This window comes from Pseudomonas putida S13.1.2, from assembly GCF_000498395.2.
In the GTDB taxonomy this organism is placed as follows: Bacteria; Pseudomonadota; Gammaproteobacteria; order Pseudomonadales; family Pseudomonadaceae; genus Aquipseudomonas; species Aquipseudomonas putida_Q.
The window spans coordinates 4,977,341-4,998,959 of the sequence record NZ_CP010979.1 but is presented as its reverse complement, the minus strand read 5'-3'; the positions used below and the strand labels follow the sequence as shown (position 1 = coordinate 4,998,959).

Sequence of the window (21,619 nt, the reverse complement as noted above, 5' to 3'; positions counted from 1 at the left end):
ACGTGCCCACGGTCAGAGGAATGACCGTGTGACAGAGAAAGGAGAAACACGGTGAACATTACACAGTTGAAAGCGGCCCTGCCGCGTGAGTTGCTGGCGTCGGTGGTGGTCTTTCTGGTGGCCTTGCCGTTGTGCATGGGCATTGCGATTGCCTCGGGCATGCCGCCGGCCAAGGGCCTGATTACCGGCATTATCGGCGGCATTGTGGTGGGTTTCCTTGCCGGTTCGCCGTTGCAGGTCAGTGGCCCGGCCGCCGGCCTGGCGGTGCTGGTGTTCGAGCTGGTGCGCCAGCATGGCATGGCCATGCTCGGGCCGATCTTGTTGCTGGCGGGGCTGCTGCAGTTGCTGGCCGGGCGCCTGCGCCTGGGTTGCTGGTTTCGCGTCACTGCGCCAGCCGTGGTGTACGGCATGTTGGCCGGGATTGGCGTGTTGATCGTGCTGTCGCAGGTGCATGTGATGTTCGACACGGCGCCGCAGCCTTCGGGGTTACAGAACCTGCTGGAATTCCCGTCCACCGTTGCCGCAGCCCTGCCGCACGAAAGCGCAGGCTCCGGCTGGATGGCCGGTGCGCTGGGCCTGGGCACCATCGCCATCATGTGGGGCTGGGAGCGCCTGCGGCCTCAGCGGTTGCGCTTTGTCCCTGGCGCCTTGCTGGGTGTTGCAGCCATGACGGTCATCAGTATGTGGCTGGCCTTGCCGGTAAACCGCGTGCAGGTGCCGGCAGACCTGTCCGAGGCCATCGACTGGATCAGTCCGGGCGATCTAATGCAACTGGCCGACCCTACCCTGCTGGTCGCCGCCTTTGCCCTGGCCTTCATCGCCAGCGCCGAAACCTTGCTGTCGGCTGCGGCGGTGGACCGCATGCACAGCGGCCAGCGTTCGGACTTTGACCGTGAACTGTCGGCCCAAGGTATCGGCAACATGCTCTGTGGCGTGCTCGGCGCGCTGCCGATGACCGGCGTGATCGTGCGCAGTTCGGCCAATGTGCAGGCAGGGGCGCAGACGCGGGCATCGGCAATCTTCCACGGCCTGTGGCTGTTGGCCTTCGTTGTGGTGTTGAGCAGCGTGCTGCAGCAGATTCCGGTGGCGAGCCTGGCGGGTGTGCTGGTGTTTACCGGGGTCAAGCTGGTCGACTTCAAGGCATTTCGTGGCCTCGGCCGTTATGGTCGCATGCCGATGTTCACCTATGCGGCGACGGCACTGGCGATCATCTTCACCGACCTGCTGACCGGCGTGCTGCTGGGCTTTGCCCTGACCCTGCTGAAGCTGGCGTTCAAGGCGGCGCGGCTGAAGATCAACCTGGTGAGCCTCGCCAAGGATGGGCACATGGAGCTGCGCCTCAGTGGCGCGGCGACGTTCCTGAAGGTGCCGGCGCTGACCCAGGTGCTGGATACAGTACCGGCGGGCACCACGTTGCATGTGCCGTTGGGTAACCTGAGCTACATCGACCACTCGTGCCTTGAGCTGCTGGAAGACTGGAGCCGCAGCAATTCGGCCAATGGGTCACGGTTGCTGATAGAGCAGCGGCGCCTGAAGCGGCGGATCGAAGGGCGGTTGCGGACTACGGCGGGGGTTGGGGCCTGAAAACTTCTATCGCCTGAACTGGCCTCTTCGCGGGTGAACCCGCTCCCACAGGGACCGCACAGACACTCAATGCTGTGCAGTACCTGTGGGAGCGGGCGAGCCCGCGAAGAGGGCGGTACAGGAATATCAGGCTGGCTGACCCAGCTCCACACCCAGCTGTCGCGACAGGCAAGGCCAGCGCTTCCACGCCTCGCCGGTTGCCGGGCTGCTGAGTTTCTCGCGGTAAGCCTCCACCGATTCCACCGCAAAGCTTTCGTCATTGAGCATTTCGTCAACCGAGTGGTGCACCACTTCATCCAGCTGGTTGGCAAAGCTCTCGCCAATCAGCTGGTGGGCAATCAGGTTGGCGACCGTGGTGTCGACCGGGATCAGCGGCTGCTGGAAGTGGCGGATGTACAGGTCATTCACCTCTTCCACCAGGCGGTGCGCCAGGTAGGCCTCATCCAGCAGGCAATCCAGGCCTACATGCCCTTGCATCACGCTGGGCGGCTGCAGGAAGTAGGCCTCGGCAATTTTCAGTACAGGTTTGATCTGCGATTCGATCCCGGCTTCGCGGGCGACCTCGTGGGCGGCCTCCAGCAGTTCCGGAACCTGGTCGATGTAGGCGCTGACGAAGCGCGCCAAAGTACCCTGGGCGTCCTGCTCAGGCAGTTGGATCGAGGGGTGCAGGTGGGGCAGTTGCAGCTCGAGACGCTGTTTCAGTTGGCCGGTCTGGCCTTCATGTTGATGGGCTTGGCTTACCTGCTCGCGTACAGCAGCGATGTTCATGACAACTCCAGGGACATTACGTTTCAAACGGAAGACACTAAATTAGCTCGGTATACAGAATACCTAAGACGTATTTGTTATAAGCCACGCAAACGTGTGCGATCCAAGGCATATGGCAATGCCATTATTTGGCCACACCCTATCAAGCGCGCGGTTTTCAGGCTATTCAGCCATTTCGTGAAGTTCATTTCACACGCTTCATTGCGTGCCATTGGTCGCTGTCTATACTCCCGTTGAACGTGATTCGTTGATGAGGCCCGACTGCTTTTAGCAGGGGCTCGGTCGTCGAAGCCAGGCAGTCTTGACCGCCGTTCCCTCTTGCCGCAGGCCACGCCTCCGGGACAACAAGAATTAGAAGGGGAACCCGCAATGATGCGACATCCACATGTCTGGATGGGCCTCCTGTTGTGGTCGGTTTTTGGTCAGGCCAACGCCGCCTGGACCGTGAACATGCACCCGGGGGCGACGGAAGTTTCCAACGCCGTCTTCGACCTGCACATGACCATCTTCTGGATCTGCGTGATCATCGGCGTAGTTGTATTCGGCGCGATGTTCTGGTCCATGGTCGTCCACCGCCGCTCCACCGGCCAACAGGCCGCGCATTTCCACGAGCATACCTGGGTGGAAATCATGTGGACCGTGGTGCCCTTCCTGATTCTGGTGGTAATGGCCATTCCGGCCACCAAGACCCTGATCGACATCTATGATGCCAGCGAGTCGGACATCGACATCCAGGTCACCGGCTACCAGTGGAAGTGGCACTACAAATACCTGGGTCAGGATGTGGAGTTTTTCAGCAACCTGGCCACCCCTGCCGATCAGATTCACAACAAGGCACCCAAGGACGAGCATTACCTGCTCGAAGTCGACCAGCCTCTGGTGCTGCCGGTGGGGGCCAAGGTGCGCTTCCTGGTGACCGCCGCCGATGTCATCCATTCCTGGTGGGTGCCGGCCTTCGCGGTCAAGCGCGACGCCATCCCCGGCTTTGTTAACGAAGCCTGGACCCGTATCGAAAAGCCCGGCATCTACCGCGGCCAGTGCACCGAGCTGTGCGGCAAGGACCACGGCTTCATGCCGGTGGTGGTGGAGGTCAAGTCCAAGGCCGACTACGACACCTGGCTGGGCGAACGCAAGGCTGAAGCCGCCAAGCTCAAGGAACTGACCAGCAAGGAGTGGACCCTGGAAGAGCTGGTGGAACGTGGCGACAAGGTCTACCACACCACCTGTGTGGCCTGTCACCAGGCCGAAGGCCAGGGCCTGCCGCCGATGTTCCCGGCGCTCAAGGGCTCGAAGATCGCTACCGGGCCGAAGGAAGGCCACCTGAGCATTGTCTTCCACGGCAAGCCCGGCACCGCCATGGCGGCGTTCGGCAAGCAGCTCTCGGAAGTCGACATTGCCGCCGTTGTCACCTACGAGCGCAATGCCTGGGGCAACAACAAAGGCGACATGGTCACGCCGAAGGACGTGCTGGCGCTGAAGCAGGCAGAAGCCAAGTGAACCGGGTTACTCGCGGCAATCAATGGGTTGCAGGAGACAGGACATGAGTGCAGTGATCGACGACCACGCCCACGGCCATGACCATGCGCACGGCCCGGCCAAGGGCCTGATGCGCTGGGTGCTGACCACCAACCATAAAGACATCGGCACGATGTACCTGTGGTTCAGTTTCATCATGTTCCTGCTGGGTGGCTCGTTCGCCATGGTCATCCGGGCCGAGCTGTTCCAACCGGGCTTGCAGATCGTGGAACCGGCGTTCTTCAACCAGATGACCACCATGCACGGCCTGATCATGGTGTTTGGCGCGGTGATGCCGGCCTTCGTCGGCCTGGCCAACTGGATGATCCCGTTGATGATCGGGGCGCCCGACATGGCCCTGCCGCGCATGAACAACTTCAGCTTCTGGTTGCTGCCGGCGGCCTTCCTGCTGCTGGTCTCGACCCTCTTCAGCCCGGGCGGCGGGCCGAACTTTGGCTGGACCTTCTACGCCCCGCTGTCCACCACCTATGCACCCGCCAGCGTTACCTTCTTCATCTTCGCCATCCACCTGATGGGCATCAGCTCGATCATGGGCGCGATCAACGTGATTGCCACCATCCTCAACCTGCGTGCGCCTGGCATGACCCTGATGAAGATGCCGCTGTTCGTCTGGACCTGGCTGATTACCGCGTTCCTGCTGATTGCAGTGATGCCGGTGCTGGCCGGCGTAGTAACCATGATGTTGATGGACATCCACTTCGGCACCAGTTTCTTCAGCGCGGCCGGTGGCGGTGACCCGGTGCTGTTCCAGCACGTGTTCTGGTTCTTCGGCCACCCCGAGGTGTACATCATGATCCTGCCGGCGTTCGGCGCGGTCAGCTCGATCATCCCCGCGTTCTCGCGCAAGCCGCTGTTCGGCTACACCTCCATGGTGTATGCCACGGGCGCAATTGCCTTCCTGTCGTTCATCGTCTGGGCCCACCACATGTTCGTGGTCGGCATCCCGGTGGTGGGCGAGCTGTTCTTCATGTACGCCACCATGCTGATCGCCGTGCCGACAGGGGTGAAGGTGTTCAACTGGGTCAGCACCATGTGGGAAGGCTCGCTCACCTTCGAGACGCCGATGCTGTTCGCCATCGCCTTCGTCATCCTGTTCACCATCGGCGGTTTCTCCGGGCTGATGCTGGCCATCGCTCCGGCGGACTTCCAATACCACGACACCTACTTCGTGGTGGCGCACTTCCACTACGTGCTGGTGCCCGGGGCGATCTTCGGCATCTTTGCCTCGGCCTACTACTGGCTGCCGAAATGGACCGGCCACATGTACGACGAAACCCTCGGCAAGCTGCACTTCTGGCTGTCGTTCATCGGCATGAACATGGCCTTCTTCCCCATGCACTTCGTAGGGCTGGCCGGCATGCCACGGCGCATCCCCGACTACAACCTGCAGTTCGCCGACTTCAACATGGTGTCGTCGATCGGCGCGTTCATGTTCGGCGCCACGCAGATCTTCTTCCTGTTCATTGTCATCAAGTGCATTCGCGGTGGCGCGCCGGCACCGGCCAAGCCCTGGGATGGCGCCGAGGGCCTGGAGTGGTCGGTCCCCTCGCCCGCGCCCTACCACACCTTCCAGACACCACCGGAAGTGAAATAGGAAACCCGCCATGAACGGCCTGTCGCTGAAACGCCTGGTAACGCGCCTGCTGATGCTGACGGTGGTGATGTTCGCCTTCGGCTTCGCCCTGGTGCCGATCTATGACGTGATGTGCAAGGCCTTCGGCATCAACGGCAAGACCGGCGGGCAATACGAAGGCAGCCAGGTCAGCGACCCGTCCCGTTCGGTGCGGGTGCAGTTCATGTCGACCAATGCCAGTGACATGGTCTGGGACTTCTACTCCACGGCTGACCAACTGGAGGTCAACCCGGGGGCGGTGAACCAGATGATATTCGTCGCGCACAACCCGACCGACCGGCCCATGAGCGCGCAAGCCATACCCAGCATCACCCCGGCCGAGGCTGCGGCGTACTTCCACAAGACCGAGTGCTTCTGCTTTACCCAGCAGGTGCTGCAGCCCGGCGAACGCATCGAGATGCCGGTGCGCTTCATCGTCGACCGCGACCTGCCGGCCAGCGTGAAGCACCTGACACTGGCCTACACCTTGTTCGACATCACCGCTCGCCACCCGCCGGTCGCGCATGTTGCGGCCCAGGACGTCCAGGGCGCCCGTTAAGGGAAGGAGAACAGCAATGGCAAGTCACCAGCACTATTACGTTCCGGCGCAGAGCAAGTGGCCGATCATCGCCACCATCGGCATGTTCATCACGGTGTTCGGCCTGGGCACCTGGTTCAACGACATGAAGGCCGGGCACCCGGATTCGCACGGGCCGCTGATCTTCTTCGTGGGGGCGTTGTTTCTGGCCTACATGCTGTTCGGCTGGTTTGGCGCGGTGGTCAAGGAGAGCCGTGCCGGGTTGTACAGCCCGCAGCTGGACCGCTCGTTCCGCTGGGGCATGAGCTGGTTCATCTTTTCTGAAGTCATGTTCTTCCTGGCCTTCTTCGGTGCACTGTTCTACGTGCGCGTGCTTGCGGGGCCGTGGCTGGGGGGGGAAGGGGCCAAAGGTGTTGCGCATATGCTGTGGCCGACTTTCGAGTTCACCTGGCCGCTGCTGCACACGCCCGACCCGAAACTGTTCCCGCCGCCCAAGGAGGTGATCGACCCGTGGCACCTGCCACTGATCAACACGATCTTGCTGGTCAGTTCCAGTGTGACCATCACCATCGCCCACCACGCCCTGCGCCGTGATCACCGTGGCCCGCTGAAATTCTGGATGGCGCTGACCATCCTGCTGGGCGTCAGCTTCATTGCGTTGCAGGCCTTCGAGTATCACGAGGCCTATACCAAGCTGGGGCTGACGTTGGGGTCGGGGATTTATGGCGCGACGTTCTTCATGCTCACCGGCTTCCACGGCGCCCACGTGACCTTGGGCACGATCATCCTGATCGTGATGTTCGTGCGCATTTTGCGCGGGCATTTCAACCCGGAAAAACACTTCGGCTTCGAGGCAGCCAGCTGGTACTGGCACTTCGTCGACGTGGTGTGGGTGGGGTTGTTCATCTTTGTGTATGTGCTGTAGGGCCAATCGCCGGCAAGCCAGCTCCCACAGGGTTACACAGGGCCTGTGGCCTATGGAGATTCCTGTGGGAGCTGGCTTGCCGGCGATGAGGCCAGCAAAACAAGTGCAGTTTCAGAAAGGGGCGTGTGAGACCAGCTGACCGCTGAGCAAACCCCAGGCGACCAGGCCAATGGTCAGGGCCGCCAGGGTCACCCGCACGGTCAGTGCCTTCAGCAGGCGGGTCGAGTTTTCGTCGTCCTTGACCAGAAACACCAGGCCACTGAACAGGCTGGCGATGGTGGCCAACAGCATCAGGACAATCGCGGCCTTGAGCATGGCGCTACTCCGGGGGGATGCGGTGATGTGGATAAGTATAGCGAGGCGCCCGTGAGGCCGTTTCGCCCAGGCTGGATACCGACCCTGGTGGTGCTTGCACTGTTGCCAGGGCTGATTGCGCTCGGCTGCTGGCAACTCGGCCGTGCCGAGGAAAAGCGCGTGCTGCTGGCCACTTATGCCGAACGGCGGATCGAGGCGCCGATCGCCGCCGCCCAGCTCGCATCAGACGAAGACAACGCCTTCCGCCGCGTGCACCTGTACGGCCGCTTCGACGCCGGGCATAGCGTGCTCCTCGACAACCGCATGCGCGATGGCCAAGCCGGTGTCGAACTGCTGCAACCCTTCCATGACCAGGCCAGTGGCCAGTGGCTGCTGATCAACCGCGGCTGGCTGCCATGGCCGGACCGCCGCGTGCCGGTGCATTTCGATACCCCTGCACAGGCCTTGGCACTGGACGCTTCGGTGTATGTATCGCCCGGCAGCACGTTCCAGCTGCATCCCGACCCTGAAGGCGGGCAATGGCCGCACCTGCTCACTGCCGTTGATGCCGCGCAGCTATGGCCGGCGCTGGGCCGCGAAGGCTTTGCCCATGAGTTGCGCCTGGAGCCCGGCCCGGCGGCCTACCGCCTGGACTGGCCGGTTGTCGCCATGGGCCCGGAAAAACACCTGGGCTACGCCGTGCAGTGGTTTGCCCTGGCGGGTGCACTGGTTCTGCTTTACCTCTATTTCGGCTGGCACCACAACAAGGAGAAACGCCATGGCCACCGCCACTCCACTGGACGTGCCTGAACGTAGCAAACCCAGAGCCCGCGGGCGTTTGCAGCTTTTGCTGATCCTGCTGGTGGTGCTCGGGCCGATGATTCTGGCCACCAGCATGTACAAGCTGAAGTTCTGGGTGCCGGAAGGCCGCAGTTACCACGGCGCCATGATCGGCAATGGTGAAACCCGCACCGATATCGGCGTGGCAGGCCAGGACCAGCGTTGGCAGTTGCTGGTCAGTGCGCCCGAAGCCTGTACCGAGGACTGCCAGCGCCTGGTGTACCTGGCCCGGCAAATCCAGGTTGGCCTGGGCCGCGATGCCAGCCGCGCAAGCCATGCGCTGGCCACCGCCCAAGCGCTGAGCGCCGACTACCAGGCCCTGCTTGGTCGCGAGTACCCGCAGCTGCAACGCTACCCGCTGGATGCCCCGCGCTACCTGCAGAAGGTAGGCGAGCCTGGCCCGCAACTGTGGATCGTTGACCCCCACGGCAACCTGGTGCTGCGTTACGACGGCAAGGCCAACGGCAAGCATGTGCTGGATGACCTGCGCCACCTGCTCAAGCTGTCCAACATCGGCTAGGAGCCTGCCATGGCCAGACCTGGATTCCGCATTGCTGTGTTCGCCACCCTGTTGGCACTGCTGGTCGTCCTGCTCGGTGCCTACACCCGCCTGACCCATGCCGGCCTTGGCTGCCCTGACTGGCCAGGTTGCTATGGCTTCATCAGCGTGCCCAAGAGCGAGGCTCAGCTTGCCCATGCCGAGCTGCACTTCCCCGATCACCCGGTGGAAGAGGCCAAGGGCTGGGCGGAAATGGTCCATCGCTATTTCGCCGGTACCTTGGCCATGGTGATTGCCCTGCTCGCCTTCCAGGCGCTGCGCCGGCATGCCCGCGATGGCCAACCCTATCGCCTGCCGGTGCTGTTGCTGGGTGTGGTGCTGGCCCAGGCGGCTTTCGGAATGTGGACGGTCACCCTGAAGCTGTGGCCGCAGGTGGTCACGGCGCATTTGCTGGGCGGCTTCACGACCCTGAGCTTGCTATTCCTGTTGTCACTGCGTCTATCCCGGGCCTTTGCGCCCTTGCCGAAACTGCCGCTGAGCCTTCGGCGGATCGCTGCGCTGGCGCTGTTGGTGGTGATCGGCCAGATCGCCCTGGGCGGCTGGGTCAGTGCCAACTATGCAGCGGTCGCCTGCATCGACCTGCCGACCTGTCACGGCCAGTGGTGGCCCGCAGCGGACTTCAGCAATGGCTTCCACCTGACCCAGCACGTCGGCCCCAATTACCTGGGCGGGCAACTGGACAGTGATGCCCGCACGGCCATCCACATCAGCCACCGCCTGGGCGCGCTACTGGTGACTTGCGTGCTGCTGATGCTGAGCTGGAAGCTGTACCGCTGTGGCCTGCCCGGCCTGGCACGGCTGGTGCTGCTGGCGCTGGCCCTGCAAGTGGGCCTGGGCATCAGCAACGTGGTGTTTCACCTGCCGCTGGCGGTAGCGGTTGCGCACAATGCCGGCGGGGCGCTGTTGCTGCTGAGCATGGTGCTGGTGAACTACCGCATTCGAGTGGTCGACAAGGTTCGGGTGGGTGTCGGCCAAGGCTGGCGCCTGCGGCCGGTAGCCGGCGTGGGCATCTCCCATCACATGAGGAACGACTCGTGGCGACGCTTCTGAGCGCACGGCGGGCCAGCTGGCGCGATTACCTGGAGCTGACCAAGCCCAAGGTAGTGGTACTGATGCTGATCACCTCGCTGGCGGGCATGTTCCTGGCCACACGGGCGGGGGTCGGCTGGAGTGTGCTGCTGTTCGGCAACCTGGGCATCGGCCTGTGCGCTGGCGCGGCGGCGGTGGTGAACCATGTGGTGGACCGGCGCATCGATGCACTGATGGCCCGCACCCATAAGCGCCCGCTGGCCCAAGGGCGGGTTGAGCCGCTACCGGCGTTGTTGTTCGCCCTGGCCCTGGCGCTATTGGGTATGGCCCTGCTGCTGGTGTTCACCAACGCCCTCACTGCCTGGCTGACCTTGGCCTCATTGCTCGGTTATGCGGTGCTCTACACCGGCTTTCTCAAACGCGCCACGCCACAGAACATCGTCATCGGCGGCTTGGCCGGCGCCGCCCCGCCGTTGCTCGGCTGGGTGGCGGTAAGCGGCCATGTCAGCGCCGAACCCTTGCTGCTGGTGCTGATCATCTTCGCCTGGACCCCGCCGCACTTCTGGGCGCTGGCCATCCACCGCAAAGAAGAATACGCCAAGGCCGATATCCCGATGCTGCCGGTGACCCACGGGGAGCGCTACACCAAGCTGCATATCCTGCTGTATACCCTGATACTGCTGGCGGTGAGCCTGCTGCCGTATGCCATCCACATGAGTGGCCCGCTGTACCTGGCCTGTGCCCTGGTGCTGGGCTTGCGCTTCCTGCAATGGGCCTGGGTGTTGTACCGTGGCACCCGGCCGCACGCGGCGATCGGCACCTTCAAGTACTCTATCGGCTACCTGTTCGCGCTGTTCATCGCGTTGCTCCTCGACCACTACCTGTTGCTGAGCCTATGACCCGAACCCAGAAAACCGTCTTCATTCTCGTCGCCTTGGTCGCGTTGATCCTGGGCCTGACCGTCAACAAGGTGCTCAATGGCCGCGACCAGCCCAACCCTGCCGAGTTGATCGACGCCGGCATCATCCTGCTGCCGCAGAGCCGCAGCGTGGCCGACGTGACCATGACCAACCAGGACGGGCAGCCGGTGCAGCTGGATGACCTGAAAGGCAAATGGTCGCTGTTGTTCTTTGGCTACACCTACTGCCCGGACATCTGCCCGACCACCCTGGCGCAGTTGCGTCAGGTGAAGAGCGAGCTGCCCAAGGAAGCCGTCGACCGGCTGCAGGTGGTGCTGGTGAGCGTGGACCCGAACCGCGACACGCCGAACCAGCTGAAGCAGTACCTGGGGTATTTCGACAAGGATTTTGTCGGCGTGGCGGGGTCGATCGAGGATACCCAGAAGCTGGCCAATGCCTTGAGCATTCCGTTCATTCCGGCGGATACCAGCAAGCCGGGGTATACCGTGGATCACAGTGGCAACCTGGCGGTTGTCGGGCCGGATGGGCGTCAGCGTGGGTTCATTCGTGCGCCGTTCAACAACCAGAAGCTGGTGGCGCAGTTGCCCGGGCTTGTGAAGCGGGATTGAGATTTCGGGCCTGCTTTGCAGGCCTTTCGCGGCACAAGGCCGCTCCTACAGGGGTACGCGATCCCCTGTAGGAGCGGCCTTGTGCCGCGAATGGGCCGCAAAGCGGCCCCAGGGGTTTCAGCTTAAAATGCCGGAACCACAGCGCCCTTGTACTTCTCGATGATGAACTGCTTCACCTCTGGCGAGTGCAGTGCAGCCGCCAGTTTCTTCATGTCTTCTGAATCCTTGTTGTCCGGGCGGGCAACCAGGATGTTCACGTAAGGCGAGTCGCTGCCTTCGATGGCCAGCGCGTCTTTTTCCGGGTTCAGCTGGGCTTGCAGCGCGTAGTTGGTGTTGATCAGGGCAGCATCGACCTGGGTCAGCACGCGCGGGATGGTGGCGGCTTCCAGCTCATGGAACTTCACGTTTTTCGGGTTCTCGGCAACATCCTTCACGGTGGACAGGATGTTCTTGTTGTCCTTGAGCTTGATCACACCGGCCTTGTCCAGCAGCAGCAGGGCGCGGCCGCCGTTGGTGGCGTCGTTGGGGATGACCACGGTGGCGCCGGACGACAACTCGTCGAGCTTCTTGATCTTGGTGGAATACACGCCCAGCGGCTCGATGTGCACGCCGGCCACGCTGACCAGGTTGGTGCCCTTGGCCTTGTTGAACTCATCCAGGTACGGCTGGTGCTGGAAGAAGTTGGCGTCCAGGCGCTTTTCGGCAACCTGTACGTTCGGCTGGATGTAGTCGGTGAATTCCTTGACCTTCAGCTCCACGCCTTCTTTCGCCAGTTGCGGTTTGACGAAGTCGAGGATTTCGGCGTGCGGCACCGGGGTGGCGGCAACGGTCAGGGTATCGGCGTGGGCCGAGAAGGCCGCAACAGCGGCAGCAACAGCAAGCAGCTTCTTCATTGATCACTCCTTGTGAGGGCCGCGACGGCCCCCGAACGGGTCGGCCAGGCCGACCCCATTGGGGTTACTTACGGGAAAAATGCACGACCAGTTTGTCGCCCACGCTCTGCAGTACTTGAACCAGTACCAGCAGCAGTACCACGGTCACTACCATCACATCGGTCTGGAAACGCTGGTAACCGAAGCGGATAGCCAGGTCGCCCAGGCCACCGGCACCCACCACACCGGCCATGGCGGTGTACGAAACCAGGGTGATGGCGGTGACGGTAATGGCCGCGAAGATACCCGGACGGGCCTCCGGCAGCAGCGCACTGGTGATGATCTGGCGGGTGGTGGCGCCCATCGACTGGGTAGCCTCGATGATGCCGCGGTCCACTTCACGCAGGGCGGTTTCCACCAGGCGCGCGAAGAACGGCGTGGCACCCACCACCAGCGGCGGGATGGCGCCGGCAACGCCCAGCGAGGTGCCGGTGATAAACACGGTGAACGGAATCATCACGATCAGCAGGATGATGAACGGCAGCGAGCGCAGGATGTTGACCACCAGCGACAGCAGCGCGTACACGCCCTTCTGTTCGAACATCTGCTTTGGCCCGCAGAGGAACAGCAGCACACCCAGTGGCAGGCCCAGCAGCACGGTGAAGAACAGCGAGCCGAACAGCATGATCATGGTGTCGATGGTGGCCAGCCAGATTTCGGCCCAGTCGACGTTGGCAAAGAAATTGAGCGCGTCCATCAACGCAGTACCTCCATATGTACGTCAGCTGCCTTGAAGCGGGCGAACGCCGCTTCCATGTCACCGCCGATCAGGGCGAGGGTGAGCTGGCCATAGGGGACATCCTTGATGCGGTCGATACGCCCGGCGAGGATGCTGTAGTCCACACCGGTTTCGCGGGCCACGGTGCCCAGCAGCGGCGCGTAGGTGGCGTCGCCCTGGAAGGTCAGGCGCACGATGCGGCCCGGTACGTGGGCAAAGTCGTCGCGTTGCTCGCCTTCGTCGACCTGCTCGTCTTCCTGGACAAAGCGCTTGGTGGTGGGGTGCTGCGGGTGCAGGAACACATCGGCCACCGAGCCTTGCTCGACGATCTGGCCGGCGTCCATCACTGCCACGCAGTCGCAAACACGGCGGATCACGTCCATCTCGTGGGTGATCAGCACGATGGTCAGCTTCAGCTCACGGTTGATTTCGGCCAGCAGTTGCAGGACCGAGGCCGTGGTTTGCGGGTCGAGGGCACTGGTGGCCTCGTCGCACAGCAGGATCTTCGGGTTGGTGGACAGGGCGCGGGCGATGCCGACGCGCTGCTTCTGGCCGCCGGACAACTGCGCCGGGTACTTTTTGGCGTGGTCTTGCAGGCCGACACGGGCTAGCAGCTCGGTGACGCGCTTGTCGATTTCGCTGCGCGACAGCTCACCGGCCAGGGTCAGTGGCAGGGCGACGTTGTCGGCGACGGTCTTGGAGGCCAGCAGGTTGAAGTGCTGGAAAATCATCCCGACCTGCTGACGGAAGCCGCGCAGTTGGCTGGCGTTGAACGCGGTGACGTCTTCGCCGTCGACGATGATCTTGCCGCCGGAGGGTTCTTCCAGGCGGTTGATCAGGCGCAGCATGGTGCTTTTGCCGGCGCCGGAATGGCCGATCAGGCCGAACACCTGGCCATCTTCGATGGTCAGGCTGGTCGGATTCAGTGCGGGGATTTCCCTACCGGCAACGCGGTAGGTCTTATGTACCTGTTGGAACTCGATCACGTAGCGAACCTTGTGGGGCGCATTGAAATTTGGGTCAGCGGTTAGCTGGGGTCGCGCATTTTAGCCTTTTCCCATAGCTGTTCTTAGCATTTATTTCGTAATGCACCAATCCTTCGGGCATATCGCGACAACTGGTAATCAAGATTGAACGCTCGGCAACGCCCTCCAGTCACTACTTGGACAAGCCCTGAACGGGCACGCCTTAAGACTGATGAGGAGAGCCGATCATGCCCAGCAAGAAAACGGACGCGCCCAAGCAGAGCGAAGCCGCCGGCACCCAGACCCCTGACCGGGCCAATACCAATGCCAAGCTGCAAAGCCTGGAGGCCGACCGCAGCGATGCGACCGGGCATGCGCTGCGCACCAACCAGGGCGTGCGCATCGCTGACAACCAGAACACCCTGAAGGCGGGTGACCGCGGGCCCTCGCTGCTTGAAGACTTCATCATGCGCGAGAAGATCACCCACTTCGACCATGAACGGATCCCCGAGCGCATCGTGCACGCACGCGGTACCGGGGCCCACGGGTTCTTCCAGAGCTATGGCAACCACGCAGAGCTGACCAAGGCCGGCTTCCTGCAGGACCCGGAAAAGATCACCCCGGTTTTCGTGCGCTTTTCCACGGTGCAGGGCCCACGCGGTTCTGGCGACACGGTGCGCGATGTGCGGGGCTTTGCCGTCAAGTTTTACACCGACGAAGGCAATTTCGACCTGGTCGGCAACAACATGCCGGTGTTTTTCATCCAGGATGCCATCAAGTTCCCCGATTTTGTCCACGCGGTAAAGCCAGAGCCACACAACGAGATACCTACCGGCGGCTCGGCGCATGACACCTTCTGGGATTTTGTCTCGCTGGTGCCGGAGTCGGCCCACATGGTCATGTGGGCCATGTCTGACCGCGCCATCCCGCGCAGCCTGCGAATGATGGAAGGCTTTGGCGTGCACACCTTCCGCCTGATCAATGCCGAGGGTGTGGCCAGCTTCGTCAAGTTTCACTGGAAGCCGAGCCAGGGCGTGCATTCGCTGCTGTGGGACGAAGCCCAGAAACTGGCGGGCAAGGACACCGACTTCCAGCGCCGTGACCTGTGGGAAGCCATTGAAACCGGCGACTACCCGGAATGGGAGCTGGGCGTGCAGATTGTGCCGGAGGCTGACGAACACAAGTTCGACTTCGACCTGCTGGACCCGACCAAGATCATTCCCGAAGAACTGGTACCCGTTACCCCGCTGGGCAAGATGGTGCTGAACCGCAACCCGGACAACTTCTTCGCCGAGGTCGAGCAGGTTGCCTTCTGCCCTGGCCATATCGTGCCGGGTATCGACTTCACCAATGACCCACTGCTGCAGGGCCGGCTGTTCTCCTATACCGACACGCAACTGAGCCGGCTGGGCGGGCCGAACTTCCACCAGATCCCGATCAACCGCCCTGTGGCGCCCAACCACAACAACCAGCGCGACGCTTTGCACCAGCACACCGTGCACAGGGGCCGTGCCTCGTATGAGCCGAACTCCATCGACGGTGGCTGGCCGAAGGAAACGCCACCTGCGGCACAGGACGGCGGATTCGAGAGCTTCCAGGAACGCATTGATGCGCACAAGATTCGCCAGCGCAGCGAGTCGTTCGGCGACCATTTCTCGCAAGCGCGGTTGTTCTTCCAGAGCATGAGCCCGACAGAGCAACAGCACATCATCAAGGCCTACAGCTTCGAGCTGGGCAAGGTCGAGCGCGAGGCCATTCGTGCCCGAGAGGTGAACGAGATTCTGGCCAACATCGACCTCAAGCTGGCGGCCGCCGTAGCCGCCAACCTGGGGTTGCCGGCACCCAAGGCGGGCACCGTTCAGGTGAAAGGCAGCAAGCTTGCCGAGTCCCCGGCATTGAGCCAGATGAACCATCCGGGGGTTGTGGGTATCAAGGGGCGCAAGATAGCCGTGCTGCTGGCTGATGGCGTGGATGCTGGCAGTGTCGACCGGCTGGTCAAGGCGCTTGAGGCGCACAGCGCGCGCATAATGCTGCTTGGGCCCACCTCGGCACCGGTCAAGGCTGCCGACGGCAAGGCACTGCCAGTGGACGCTTCGATGGAGGGCATGCCTTCGATCATGTTCGACGGGGTGCTGGTACCGGCCGGCAAGGCCGCACTTGATGCGCTCGGGGCGAGTGGCTTGGCCAAGCACTTCCTGCTCGAGGCTTACAAGCACCTGAAGGCGATCGGCTTTGCCACAGAGGGCAAGGTGCTGGTGGACGCGCTGGGCCTGAAGGAGGACAAGGGGCTGTTGCTGGGCGATGACCAGAAGACGCTGGATGCTTTCGTCAAAGCGGTCGAGGGGCATCGGGTGTGGGAGCGTGAAGCTGCTGCGCAGGCTGTACCGGCCTAAGGGGCTGCTTCGCACCCCGTCGCGACACAAGGCCGCTCCTACAGGAGATTGCATTCCCTTGCAGGGGCGGCCTTGTGTCGCGAAAGGGGCGCGCAGCGCCCCCAGTGTTTTCAGCGCTGATGCGGTACCAGAACCACCTGCGCCGGCAGCGAGCGCTGAATCTGATGCTTCTGCTTCAGCTCGAACCCGCTGTCAATCTTGCGCACACGCTTCTCCAGCAAGGTCTTCAGCCAGGGCGCATCGTTGGTACGCGGCACCTGGAACACCACGTCGCAGTCATAGCTCACCACATCGGCGGCAATGTCATCGAGCTGGCGGCGCATGGCACGGCTGTCAGTGGTCTTCAACGCCACCACCGTGCTTGGCGCTGTCGGGTCGATGATGCGTGCCTTGGGCTTGGCTTCGGCGGCTTTCAAGGCAGCCTCCGCCTTCTCCAGCTCGGCCTTGCGTGCCTGGGACAGCGGATCGCCACCGGTTACGGCCGGGGCTTGCGGCATCAATGCACGGGCACGGGCCAGGGCGGTGGCGGCCGCGTTCACATCGCCCTTTTGCAAGACGATCTGGCTGCGTTGCAGATAGGCTTCGGCCAACTGACGCTGGTATTGCTCCAGGCGTGCGTCATCCGGCGACTGGGCCTGCAGGGCTGCCAGCTGGTCTTCGGCGGTGGCCAGCTCGTTGCTGGCGATGTTTTGTTGCAACTGCTGCCAGGCATCGGCTTGGGCAGGTGCGGTGGCCTGTTCGACCGGCGCGCTGGAACAGGCAGCCAGGAACAGGGAAAACGCGGCAACAAGCAGATAACGGGAGGCGAACGGCTTCATTCCTGCGACTCTCTATTTGCGCAAAAAGCGAGCAAGTCTACACCCAGGTGCGCACGCTCGAAAACAGGTCTTACAGACCCTTTACCCGGCAAAAGGTTGCAAGGCGTGCCTGCACACGCCCTGTCTCTCAGCGTTTCGGCAGGGCCAGGCTCAGCAAGAATAGCACCGCCGCGCACACCACGATCGACGGGCCTGCGGGTGTGTCCTTGAACCAGGACATGGCCAGCCCACCGCAGACGGCGATAACGCCCAGCAGGCTGGCGCCCAGGGCCATCTGCTCGGGGGAGCGGGCGTGACGCTGCGCCGCAGCCGCGGGGATGATCAACAGCGAGGTGATCAGCAGCACACCGACGATCTTCATGGCCACGGCAATCACCACCGCAATCAGCAGCATCAGTGCCAGGCGCAGGCCGGCCACCGGCAGGCCTTCGACCATGGCCAGTTCTTCGTGCACGGTAACCGCCAGCAGCGGCCGCCACAGCGCGGCCAGTAGCAGCAGCACCAGCGCACTGCCGCCCAGGATCCAGGCCAGGTCGGTGGTGCTGATGGCCAGCAGGTCGCCGAACAGGTAGGCCATCAGGTCGATGCGCACATCGTGCATGAAGCTCAGTACCACCAGGCCCAGCGACAGGGTGCTGGGGGCGAGAATGCCGAGCAGGGTATCGGACGCCAGCGGCTGGCGTTGCTGCAAGGTGACCAGCAGGATCGCCAGCAGCAGGCAGCCGATGGTAACTGCCAGCGCCGGGCTGACATCCAGGGCAAAGCCCAGGGCTACGCCGAGCAGGGCGGCGTGGGACAGGGTGTCGCCAAAATAGGCCATGCGTCGCCACACCACGAAGGAGCCCAGCGGGCCGGCCACCAGCGCCAGGGACAAACCGGCAAGCAAGGCGTAGAGAAGAAAATCAGCCATGCTTGCAGTGCTCTCCGTGAACATGGGTGCCAGGGGCGACCACCGAACCGTGCAGGTCGTGGCTGTGGTCGTGGTGGTGGTGGTAGATGGCCAGGCTCGGCGCAGTCTGGCCAAACAGTTCGACGAACGCCGGGTCGCCGCTGACCTGCTCGGGGTGGCCCGAGCAGCACACGTGACGGTTCAGGCATACCACCTGATCGGTGGCGCTCATCACCAGGTGCAGGTCGTGGGAAACCATCAGCACGCCGCAACCATGGCGATCACGCAGGCGGGTGATGAGGTTGTACAGCTCGGTCTGGCCGACCACGTCCACGCCCTGCACCGGCTCGTCGAGCACCAGCAACTGGGGTTCGCGCAGCAGGGCGCGGGCCAGCAGCACGCGTTGCATCTCGCCACCGGAAATGGTCTGGATCGGGCTGTCGATGACCTGTTCGGCGCCCACTTCCTGTAGCGCCGACAAGGCTGCTGCGCGGTCTACGCCGGGCACCAGGCGCAGAAAGCGCAGCACCGACAGCGGCAGCGTGGCATCGACCTGAATCTTTTGCGGCATGTAGCCAATGCGCAGCTTCGGCTTGCGCCATACCTTGCCGCGGTGCGGCTTGAGCAGCCCGAGTACGGCGCGCACCAGGGTCGTCTTGCCCGCCCCGTTTGGGCCGATCAGGGTGACGATCTGGCCGGGGGCGACCGACAGGTCGATGCTGTCGAGCACCGCCTCGCCGCCAAAGGTGACGCCGACCTGCTCCAGGCGGATCAGGGCATCGCTCATGCCGCGCTCCGGCAGCTGCCGCACAGGCCGACCACTTCGACGGTCTGCGTCTCGACCGTGAAGCCCACGCCTTTGGCGCTGTTGATGATGGCGTCGCTGATGCTGCTCTGCTCCAGCTCGATGGCCACATGGCAGGCCCGGCAAATCAGGAACTGGCCCTGGTGCACGTGTTCGGGGTGGCTGCAGCCGATGAAGGCGTTGAGCGAGGCGATGCGGTGCACCAGGCCGTTTTCCAGCAGGAAGTCCAGTGCGCGGTACACCGTGGGCGGGGCGGCACGGCGGCCATCCTGCTCGCTGAGCACGGCGAGGATGTCGTAGGCGCCCAGCGGCTTGTGGCTTTGCCACACCAGCTCCAGCACACGGCGGCGCAGCGCGGTCAGGCGCAAGCCCTGGCGGGTGCACAAGGCGTCGGCTTCAGCCAGTGCGCTGTGTACGCAATGGGAATGATCGTGAGGACGGTTGGCCAGCGGCGTGATGGACATGGGCAGCGACGGTTCTGGATGGAGACGTTATTATGTTACCTGTTTCTGACGACTCGAGTATCCACCGTGTCCCGATTCCTAGCTCTGTTTGTCGCTTTCATCGCATTTTCTGCCCAGGCCGATGTGCGTGTGCTCACCAGTATCAAGCCCCTGCAGCAGATTGCCGCCGCCGTGCAGGATGGCGTTGGCAGCCCTGACGTGTTGCTGCCGCCAGGCGCCTCGCCGCACCACTATGCATTGCGCCCGTCCGATGTGCGGCGGGTGGGTGATGCCGACCTGCTGTACTGGATCGGCCCGGACATGGAGAACTTCCTGCCGCGGGTGCTGGCAAGCCGCAGCAAGGCCACGGTGGCTGTGCAGTCGCTTGCGGGCATGAAGCTGCGCCACTTTGGCGAGGACAGCCATTCCCATGAGGAAGAAGGCCACGACGATCATGACCACGACCACCGTCCAGGCAGCCTGGACGCACACTTGTGGTTATCGTCGGCTAATGCGCGGGTAATTGCGGCTAAAATGGCGGCTGACCTGGCGCAGGTCGATCCGGCCAATGCGGCTCGCTACCAGAGCAACCTGAAGGCCTTCGATGAGCGGCTGGATGCGCTGGATGGACGTATCAAGGCGCGGGTGGCCGGTATTGCCGACAAGCCGTACTTCGTGTTCCACGAAGCGTTCGATTACTTCGAGGCTGAATATGGCTTGAAGCACACCGGGGTGTTCAGCGTGGCGTCCGAGGTGCAGCCTGGGGCGCAACATGTGGCAGCCATGCGCAAGCGCCTGCAGGAAGTGGGTAAGACGTGCGTGTTCAGCGAGCCGCCATTGCGACCGCGCCTGGCCGAGACCCTGACTGCCGGGCTGCCGGTGCGTTTGGCTGAGCTGGATGCACTGGGTGGCACCGACCCGGTGGATGGCAAGGGTTACGAGCGCTTGCTGGAGAAGCTGGGTGGTGAGCTGGCGGGGTGCCTGGAACAGCTGTAAGCCTGTACCGGCGTCTTCGCGGGCATGCCCGCTCCCACAGGAACAACGATAACTTTCAGGTTTGTGTTATCCCTGTGGGAGCGGGCGTGCCCGCGAAGAAGCAGACGGGGTCTAGAGGGCGAACGGCAGGTGCAAGGCCACCTTCTGGCGCTGCGCCAGGCGCACTTCGAACTCGCTCGGGTCATGGATCATCACATCCATCCCGGCAAACGACTCGGCCGCAATCAGGCGCGACAGCCAGAAGCGCACGCAGCCTACCCGCAACATTTCCGGCCACAGCTCGGCTTCGGCCGCCGTGAACGGCCGCAGCGCTGCATAGGCTGCCAGCAATGCCTGGGCACGCGGTACATCCACCGCGCCCTTCTCATCCAGGCACCAGTCGTTCACGGTGATGGCGATGTCATACAGCATCGGCCCGGAGCAGGCGTTGTAGAAGTCGATCACGCCGGTCAGGTGAGTGCCTTCGAACATCACGTTGTCGCGGAACAGGTCAGCATGCAGGTTGGCCCGTGGCAACGCGAGGATCTGTGCCTTGTGCGCGGTGATTTCATCCAGCGCCGGCTGCAGCAGTGCGGCTTGCTCGGCGGACAGGCGTGGCAGCAGCTCGGCACCCGAGGCCAGCATCCAGTCCAGGCCACGGTCGGTGCGGCGCTCGATGATGTGCTCGCGGGTGGCCAGGTGAATGTGCGCCAGCAGCTCGCCGACCTGGGCGCAGTGCTGGTTGTTGGGCGCCTTGATGTGCTTGCCCGACAGCCGTGGCTGCAGCAGCGCCGGCTTGCCGCACAGCTCGCGCAGGCCGTTGCCGTCGCGATCCCGAATGGCGTAGGGCACAGGCATGTCGGCGTCGTGCAGGGTGTCGAGCAGTTCGATGAAGAACGGCATGTCCTCGCTTGGCCCACGCTCGATCAGCGTCAGGACGAACTCCCCCTGTTCGAGGCTGACGAAGAAATTGCTGTTCTCGGTGCCGGCGGCAATGCCCTGGAAGTCGAGCAGACGGCCCAGCTCATACGGTGCCAGAAAGGTTTCCAGCTCAGGCCGGGTCACGGGGGTGAAGACTGACATGATGAAAATTTGCCCATACGGGCACTTCCGCCGGGAAGTGCCGGGTTGATGTGAACGGTGCGCGTCAGATTACCACTCGAAGATCTTCCAGGACGGAATCAGCATGTCCGGCTGGTCGGATCGAATGAAATTGGCATCAGTGCCATCAGCGCGCACCAGAAAATAAGGCTTGCCGTTTTTCGGCGTGATCTTGATCGCATACAGGAAACCGTTCTGCCGGTACTCCTGGATGGTTTTGTCGCCTTCCGTGCGAATGGTCACCTCGGGATCGGCCGAGGGGGCGTCATCCGCCGCCAGGGTGACGACTGGCGTGGTTGCCAACAGGCCGAGCAGTAACAGGCGATTGAGTGCACGCATGATAACCTAGTCCCTTTGTCGTCAATGA

Annotated in this window: 23 protein-coding genes; 12 read left to right on the top strand and 11 right to left on the bottom strand. The window is 63.0% G+C overall.

Annotation, left to right across the window (positions count from 1 at the left end; all coding sequences use genetic code 11):
• Window positions 1-51 precede the first annotated feature (51 nt).
• Window positions 52-1,584, top strand: a complete 1,533-nt coding sequence (locus tag N805_RS22020) for a SulP family inorganic anion transporter (protein ID WP_019470361.1) — start codon at window positions 52-54, stop codon at window positions 1,582-1,584.
• 126 nt (window positions 1,585-1,710) lie between these two features.
• On the opposite strand, the gene N805_RS22015 is transcribed toward N805_RS22020, so the two are convergent.
• A complete protein-coding gene (locus N805_RS22015; protein WP_003253042.1) occupies window positions 1,711-2,352 on the bottom strand; it encodes a hypothetical protein in 642 nt (213 codons plus the stop codon).
• A gap of 369 nt (window positions 2,353-2,721) precedes the next feature.
• Between N805_RS22015 and coxB the strand changes: the two genes are divergently transcribed.
• The 4 genes from coxB to N805_RS21995 are packed head-to-tail and all read left to right on the top strand — an operon-like array spanning window position 2,722 to window position 6,963.
• Window positions 2,722-3,849: a cytochrome c oxidase subunit II gene (coxB, locus tag N805_RS22010; protein WP_019470362.1), complete on the top strand. Its 1,128-nt coding sequence runs from the start codon at window positions 2,722-2,724 to the stop codon at window positions 3,847-3,849.
• 43 nt (window positions 3,850-3,892) lie between these two features.
• The gene (gene ctaD / locus N805_RS22005) at window positions 3,893-5,482 is read left to right on the top strand and encodes a cytochrome c oxidase subunit I (protein ID WP_019470363.1); all 1,590 of its coding nucleotides are present in this window, start codon (window positions 3,893-3,895) and stop codon (window positions 5,480-5,482) included.
• A 10-nt stretch (window positions 5,483-5,492) separates the two neighbouring features.
• Window positions 5,493-6,059 carry a cytochrome c oxidase assembly protein gene (locus tag N805_RS22000; RefSeq protein ID WP_016484257.1) on the top strand — a complete coding sequence of 189 codons (567 nt, stop codon included), beginning with the start codon at window positions 5,493-5,495 and terminating at the stop codon, window positions 6,057-6,059.
• Window positions 6,060-6,075: 16 nt separating this feature from the next.
• Window positions 6,076-6,963, top strand: coding sequence for a cytochrome c oxidase subunit 3 (locus N805_RS21995; protein WP_019470364.1), 888 nt, complete (start codon window positions 6,076-6,078; stop codon window positions 6,961-6,963).
• 111 nt (window positions 6,964-7,074) lie between these two features.
• Here the strand turns inward: N805_RS21995 and N805_RS21990 are convergent, their stop codons facing one another.
• Window positions 7,075-7,278, bottom strand: coding sequence for a twin transmembrane helix small protein (locus N805_RS21990; RefSeq protein WP_019470365.1), 204 nt, complete (start codon window positions 7,276-7,278; stop codon window positions 7,075-7,077).
• Window positions 7,279-7,329: 51 nt separating this feature from the next.
• Here N805_RS21990 and N805_RS21985 point away from each other — a divergent pair, with 51 nt between their 5' ends.
• The 5 genes from N805_RS21985 to N805_RS21965 are packed head-to-tail and all read left to right on the top strand — an operon-like array spanning window position 7,330 to window position 11,213.
• Window positions 7,330-8,067 (top strand): SURF1 family protein, encoded by a 738-nt coding sequence (locus tag N805_RS21985; RefSeq protein WP_026034343.1) that lies wholly within the window; start codon window positions 7,330-7,332, stop codon window positions 8,065-8,067.
• Window positions 8,036-8,617, top strand: coding sequence for a hypothetical protein (locus N805_RS21980; protein WP_019470367.1), 582 nt, complete (start codon window positions 8,036-8,038; stop codon window positions 8,615-8,617). The genes N805_RS21985 and N805_RS21980 overlap by 32 nt, the downstream gene beginning before the upstream one ends.
• Window positions 8,618-8,626: 9 nt before the next feature.
• Window positions 8,627-9,706 carry a COX15/CtaA family protein gene (locus N805_RS21975; protein ID WP_028614090.1) on the top strand — a complete coding sequence of 360 codons (1,080 nt, stop codon included), beginning with the start codon at window positions 8,627-8,629 and terminating at the stop codon, window positions 9,704-9,706.
• Window positions 9,691-10,584, top strand: coding sequence for a heme o synthase (gene cyoE / locus N805_RS21970; protein WP_028614089.1), 894 nt, complete (start codon window positions 9,691-9,693; stop codon window positions 10,582-10,584). Before N805_RS21975 ends, cyoE begins: the two co-directional genes overlap by 16 nt.
• Window positions 10,581-11,213, top strand: coding sequence for an SCO family protein (locus N805_RS21965; RefSeq protein WP_019472426.1), 633 nt, complete (start codon window positions 10,581-10,583; stop codon window positions 11,211-11,213). The genes cyoE and N805_RS21965 overlap by 4 nt, the downstream gene beginning before the upstream one ends.
• A 122-nt stretch (window positions 11,214-11,335) precedes the next feature.
• Here the strand turns inward: N805_RS21965 and N805_RS21960 are convergent, their stop codons facing one another.
• From N805_RS21960 to N805_RS21950, 3 genes are all read right to left on the bottom strand, one after another.
• The gene (locus tag N805_RS21960) at window positions 11,336-12,106 is read right to left on the bottom strand and encodes a MetQ/NlpA family ABC transporter substrate-binding protein (RefSeq protein ID WP_019472427.1); all 771 of its coding nucleotides are present in this window, start codon (window positions 12,104-12,106) and stop codon (window positions 11,336-11,338) included.
• Between the two features lie 64 nt (window positions 12,107-12,170).
• Window positions 12,171-12,842, bottom strand: coding sequence for a methionine ABC transporter permease (locus N805_RS21955; RefSeq protein WP_019472428.1), 672 nt, complete (start codon window positions 12,840-12,842; stop codon window positions 12,171-12,173).
• Window positions 12,842-13,849, bottom strand: coding sequence for a methionine ABC transporter ATP-binding protein (locus N805_RS21950; protein ID WP_016497411.1), 1,008 nt, complete (start codon window positions 13,847-13,849; stop codon window positions 12,842-12,844). Before N805_RS21950 ends, N805_RS21955 begins: the two co-directional genes overlap by 1 nt.
• A gap of 227 nt (window positions 13,850-14,076) precedes the next feature.
• Here N805_RS21950 and katE point away from each other — a divergent pair, with 227 nt between their 5' ends.
• A complete protein-coding gene (katE, locus tag N805_RS21945) occupies window positions 14,077-16,221 on the top strand; it encodes a catalase HPII (RefSeq protein ID WP_019472429.1) in 2,145 nt (714 codons plus the stop codon).
• Window positions 16,222-16,331: 110 nt separating this feature from the next.
• Here katE and N805_RS21940 read toward each other — a convergent pair whose 3' ends face one another.
• The 4 genes from N805_RS21940 to zur all read right to left on the bottom strand — a co-directional run bounded on the left by N805_RS21940 (window position 16,332) and on the right by zur (window position 19,197).
• A complete protein-coding gene (locus N805_RS21940) occupies window positions 16,332-17,039 on the bottom strand; it encodes a PA5502 family lipoprotein (protein ID WP_019472430.1) in 708 nt (235 codons plus the stop codon).
• A 127-nt stretch (window positions 17,040-17,166) separates the two neighbouring features.
• Complete coding sequence (gene znuB, locus N805_RS21935; RefSeq protein ID WP_019472431.1) at window positions 17,167-17,949, bottom strand: zinc ABC transporter permease subunit ZnuB; 783 nt, start codon at window positions 17,947-17,949, stop codon at window positions 17,167-17,169.
• Window positions 17,942-18,715 (bottom strand): zinc ABC transporter ATP-binding protein ZnuC, encoded by a 774-nt coding sequence (gene znuC / locus N805_RS21930; RefSeq protein WP_012269923.1) that lies wholly within the window; start codon window positions 18,713-18,715, stop codon window positions 17,942-17,944. The genes znuB and znuC overlap by 8 nt, the downstream gene beginning before the upstream one ends.
• Complete coding sequence (gene zur / locus N805_RS21925) at window positions 18,712-19,197, bottom strand: zinc uptake transcriptional repressor Zur (RefSeq protein ID WP_019472432.1); 486 nt, start codon at window positions 19,195-19,197, stop codon at window positions 18,712-18,714. The genes znuC and zur overlap by 4 nt, the downstream gene beginning before the upstream one ends.
• 18 nt (window positions 19,198-19,215) lie before the next feature.
• Between zur and N805_RS21920 the strand changes: the two genes are divergently transcribed.
• Window positions 19,216-20,172: a zinc ABC transporter substrate-binding protein gene (locus N805_RS21920; RefSeq protein WP_019472433.1), complete on the top strand. Its 957-nt coding sequence runs from the start codon at window positions 19,216-19,218 to the stop codon at window positions 20,170-20,172.
• A gap of 111 nt (window positions 20,173-20,283) precedes the next feature.
• Here the strand turns inward: N805_RS21920 and N805_RS21915 are convergent, their stop codons facing one another.
• On the bottom strand, window positions 20,284-21,234 hold the full coding sequence (locus N805_RS21915; protein ID WP_019472434.1) for a homoserine kinase: 951 nt from the start codon (window positions 21,232-21,234) through the stop codon (window positions 20,284-20,286).
• A 69-nt stretch (window positions 21,235-21,303) separates the two neighbouring features.
• Window positions 21,304-21,591, bottom strand: a complete 288-nt coding sequence (locus tag N805_RS21910) for a DUF2782 domain-containing protein (protein WP_019472435.1) — start codon at window positions 21,589-21,591, stop codon at window positions 21,304-21,306.
• Window positions 21,592-21,619: the final 28 nt, after the last annotated feature.

Bases quoted from the DNA above. Each gene is read 5' to 3' on its own strand.
- zur (WP_019472432.1), bottom strand. From the start codon at position 19,197: ATGTCCATCACGCCGCTGGCCAACCGTCCTCACGATCATTCCCATTGC.
- N805_RS21965 (WP_019472426.1), top strand. From the start codon at position 10,581: ATGACCCGAACCCAGAAAACCGTCTTCATTCTCGTCGCCTTGGTCGCG.
- N805_RS21920 (WP_019472433.1), top strand. From the start codon at position 19,216: ATGGAGACGTTATTATGTTACCTGTTTCTGACGACTCGAGTATCCACC.
- N805_RS21940 (WP_019472430.1), bottom strand. From the start codon at position 17,039: ATGAAGCCGTTCGCCTCCCGTTATCTGCTTGTTGCCGCGTTTTCCCTG.
- N805_RS21960 (WP_019472427.1), bottom strand. From the start codon at position 12,106: ATGAAGAAGCTGCTTGCTGTTGCTGCCGCTGTTGCGGCCTTCTCGGCC.
- N805_RS21975 (WP_028614090.1), top strand. From the start codon at position 8,627: ATGGCCAGACCTGGATTCCGCATTGCTGTGTTCGCCACCCTGTTGGCA.
- N805_RS21980 (WP_019470367.1), top strand. From the start codon at position 8,036: ATGGCCACCGCCACTCCACTGGACGTGCCTGAACGTAGCAAACCCAGA.
- N805_RS21990 (WP_019470365.1), bottom strand. From the start codon at position 7,278: ATGCTCAAGGCCGCGATTGTCCTGATGCTGTTGGCCACCATCGCCAGC.
- znuB (WP_019472431.1), bottom strand. From the start codon at position 17,949: ATGGCTGATTTTCTTCTCTACGCCTTGCTTGCCGGTTTGTCCCTGGCG.
- katE (WP_019472429.1), top strand. From the start codon at position 14,077: ATGCCCAGCAAGAAAACGGACGCGCCCAAGCAGAGCGAAGCCGCCGGC.
- N805_RS21910 (WP_019472435.1), bottom strand. From the start codon at position 21,591: ATGCGTGCACTCAATCGCCTGTTACTGCTCGGCCTGTTGGCAACCACG.
- N805_RS21915 (WP_019472434.1), bottom strand. From the start codon at position 21,234: ATGTCAGTCTTCACCCCCGTGACCCGGCCTGAGCTGGAAACCTTTCTG.
- znuC (WP_012269923.1), bottom strand. From the start codon at position 18,715: ATGAGCGATGCCCTGATCCGCCTGGAGCAGGTCGGCGTCACCTTTGGC.
- coxB (WP_019470362.1), top strand. From the start codon at position 2,722: ATGATGCGACATCCACATGTCTGGATGGGCCTCCTGTTGTGGTCGGTT.
- N805_RS22015 (WP_003253042.1), bottom strand. From the start codon at position 2,352: ATGAACATCGCTGCTGTACGCGAGCAGGTAAGCCAAGCCCATCAACAT.
- N805_RS22000 (WP_016484257.1), top strand. From the start codon at position 5,493: ATGAACGGCCTGTCGCTGAAACGCCTGGTAACGCGCCTGCTGATGCTG.
- N805_RS21955 (WP_019472428.1), bottom strand. From the start codon at position 12,842: ATGGACGCGCTCAATTTCTTTGCCAACGTCGACTGGGCCGAAATCTGG.
- N805_RS21995 (WP_019470364.1), top strand. From the start codon at position 6,076: ATGGCAAGTCACCAGCACTATTACGTTCCGGCGCAGAGCAAGTGGCCG.
- ctaD (WP_019470363.1), top strand. From the start codon at position 3,893: ATGAGTGCAGTGATCGACGACCACGCCCACGGCCATGACCATGCGCAC.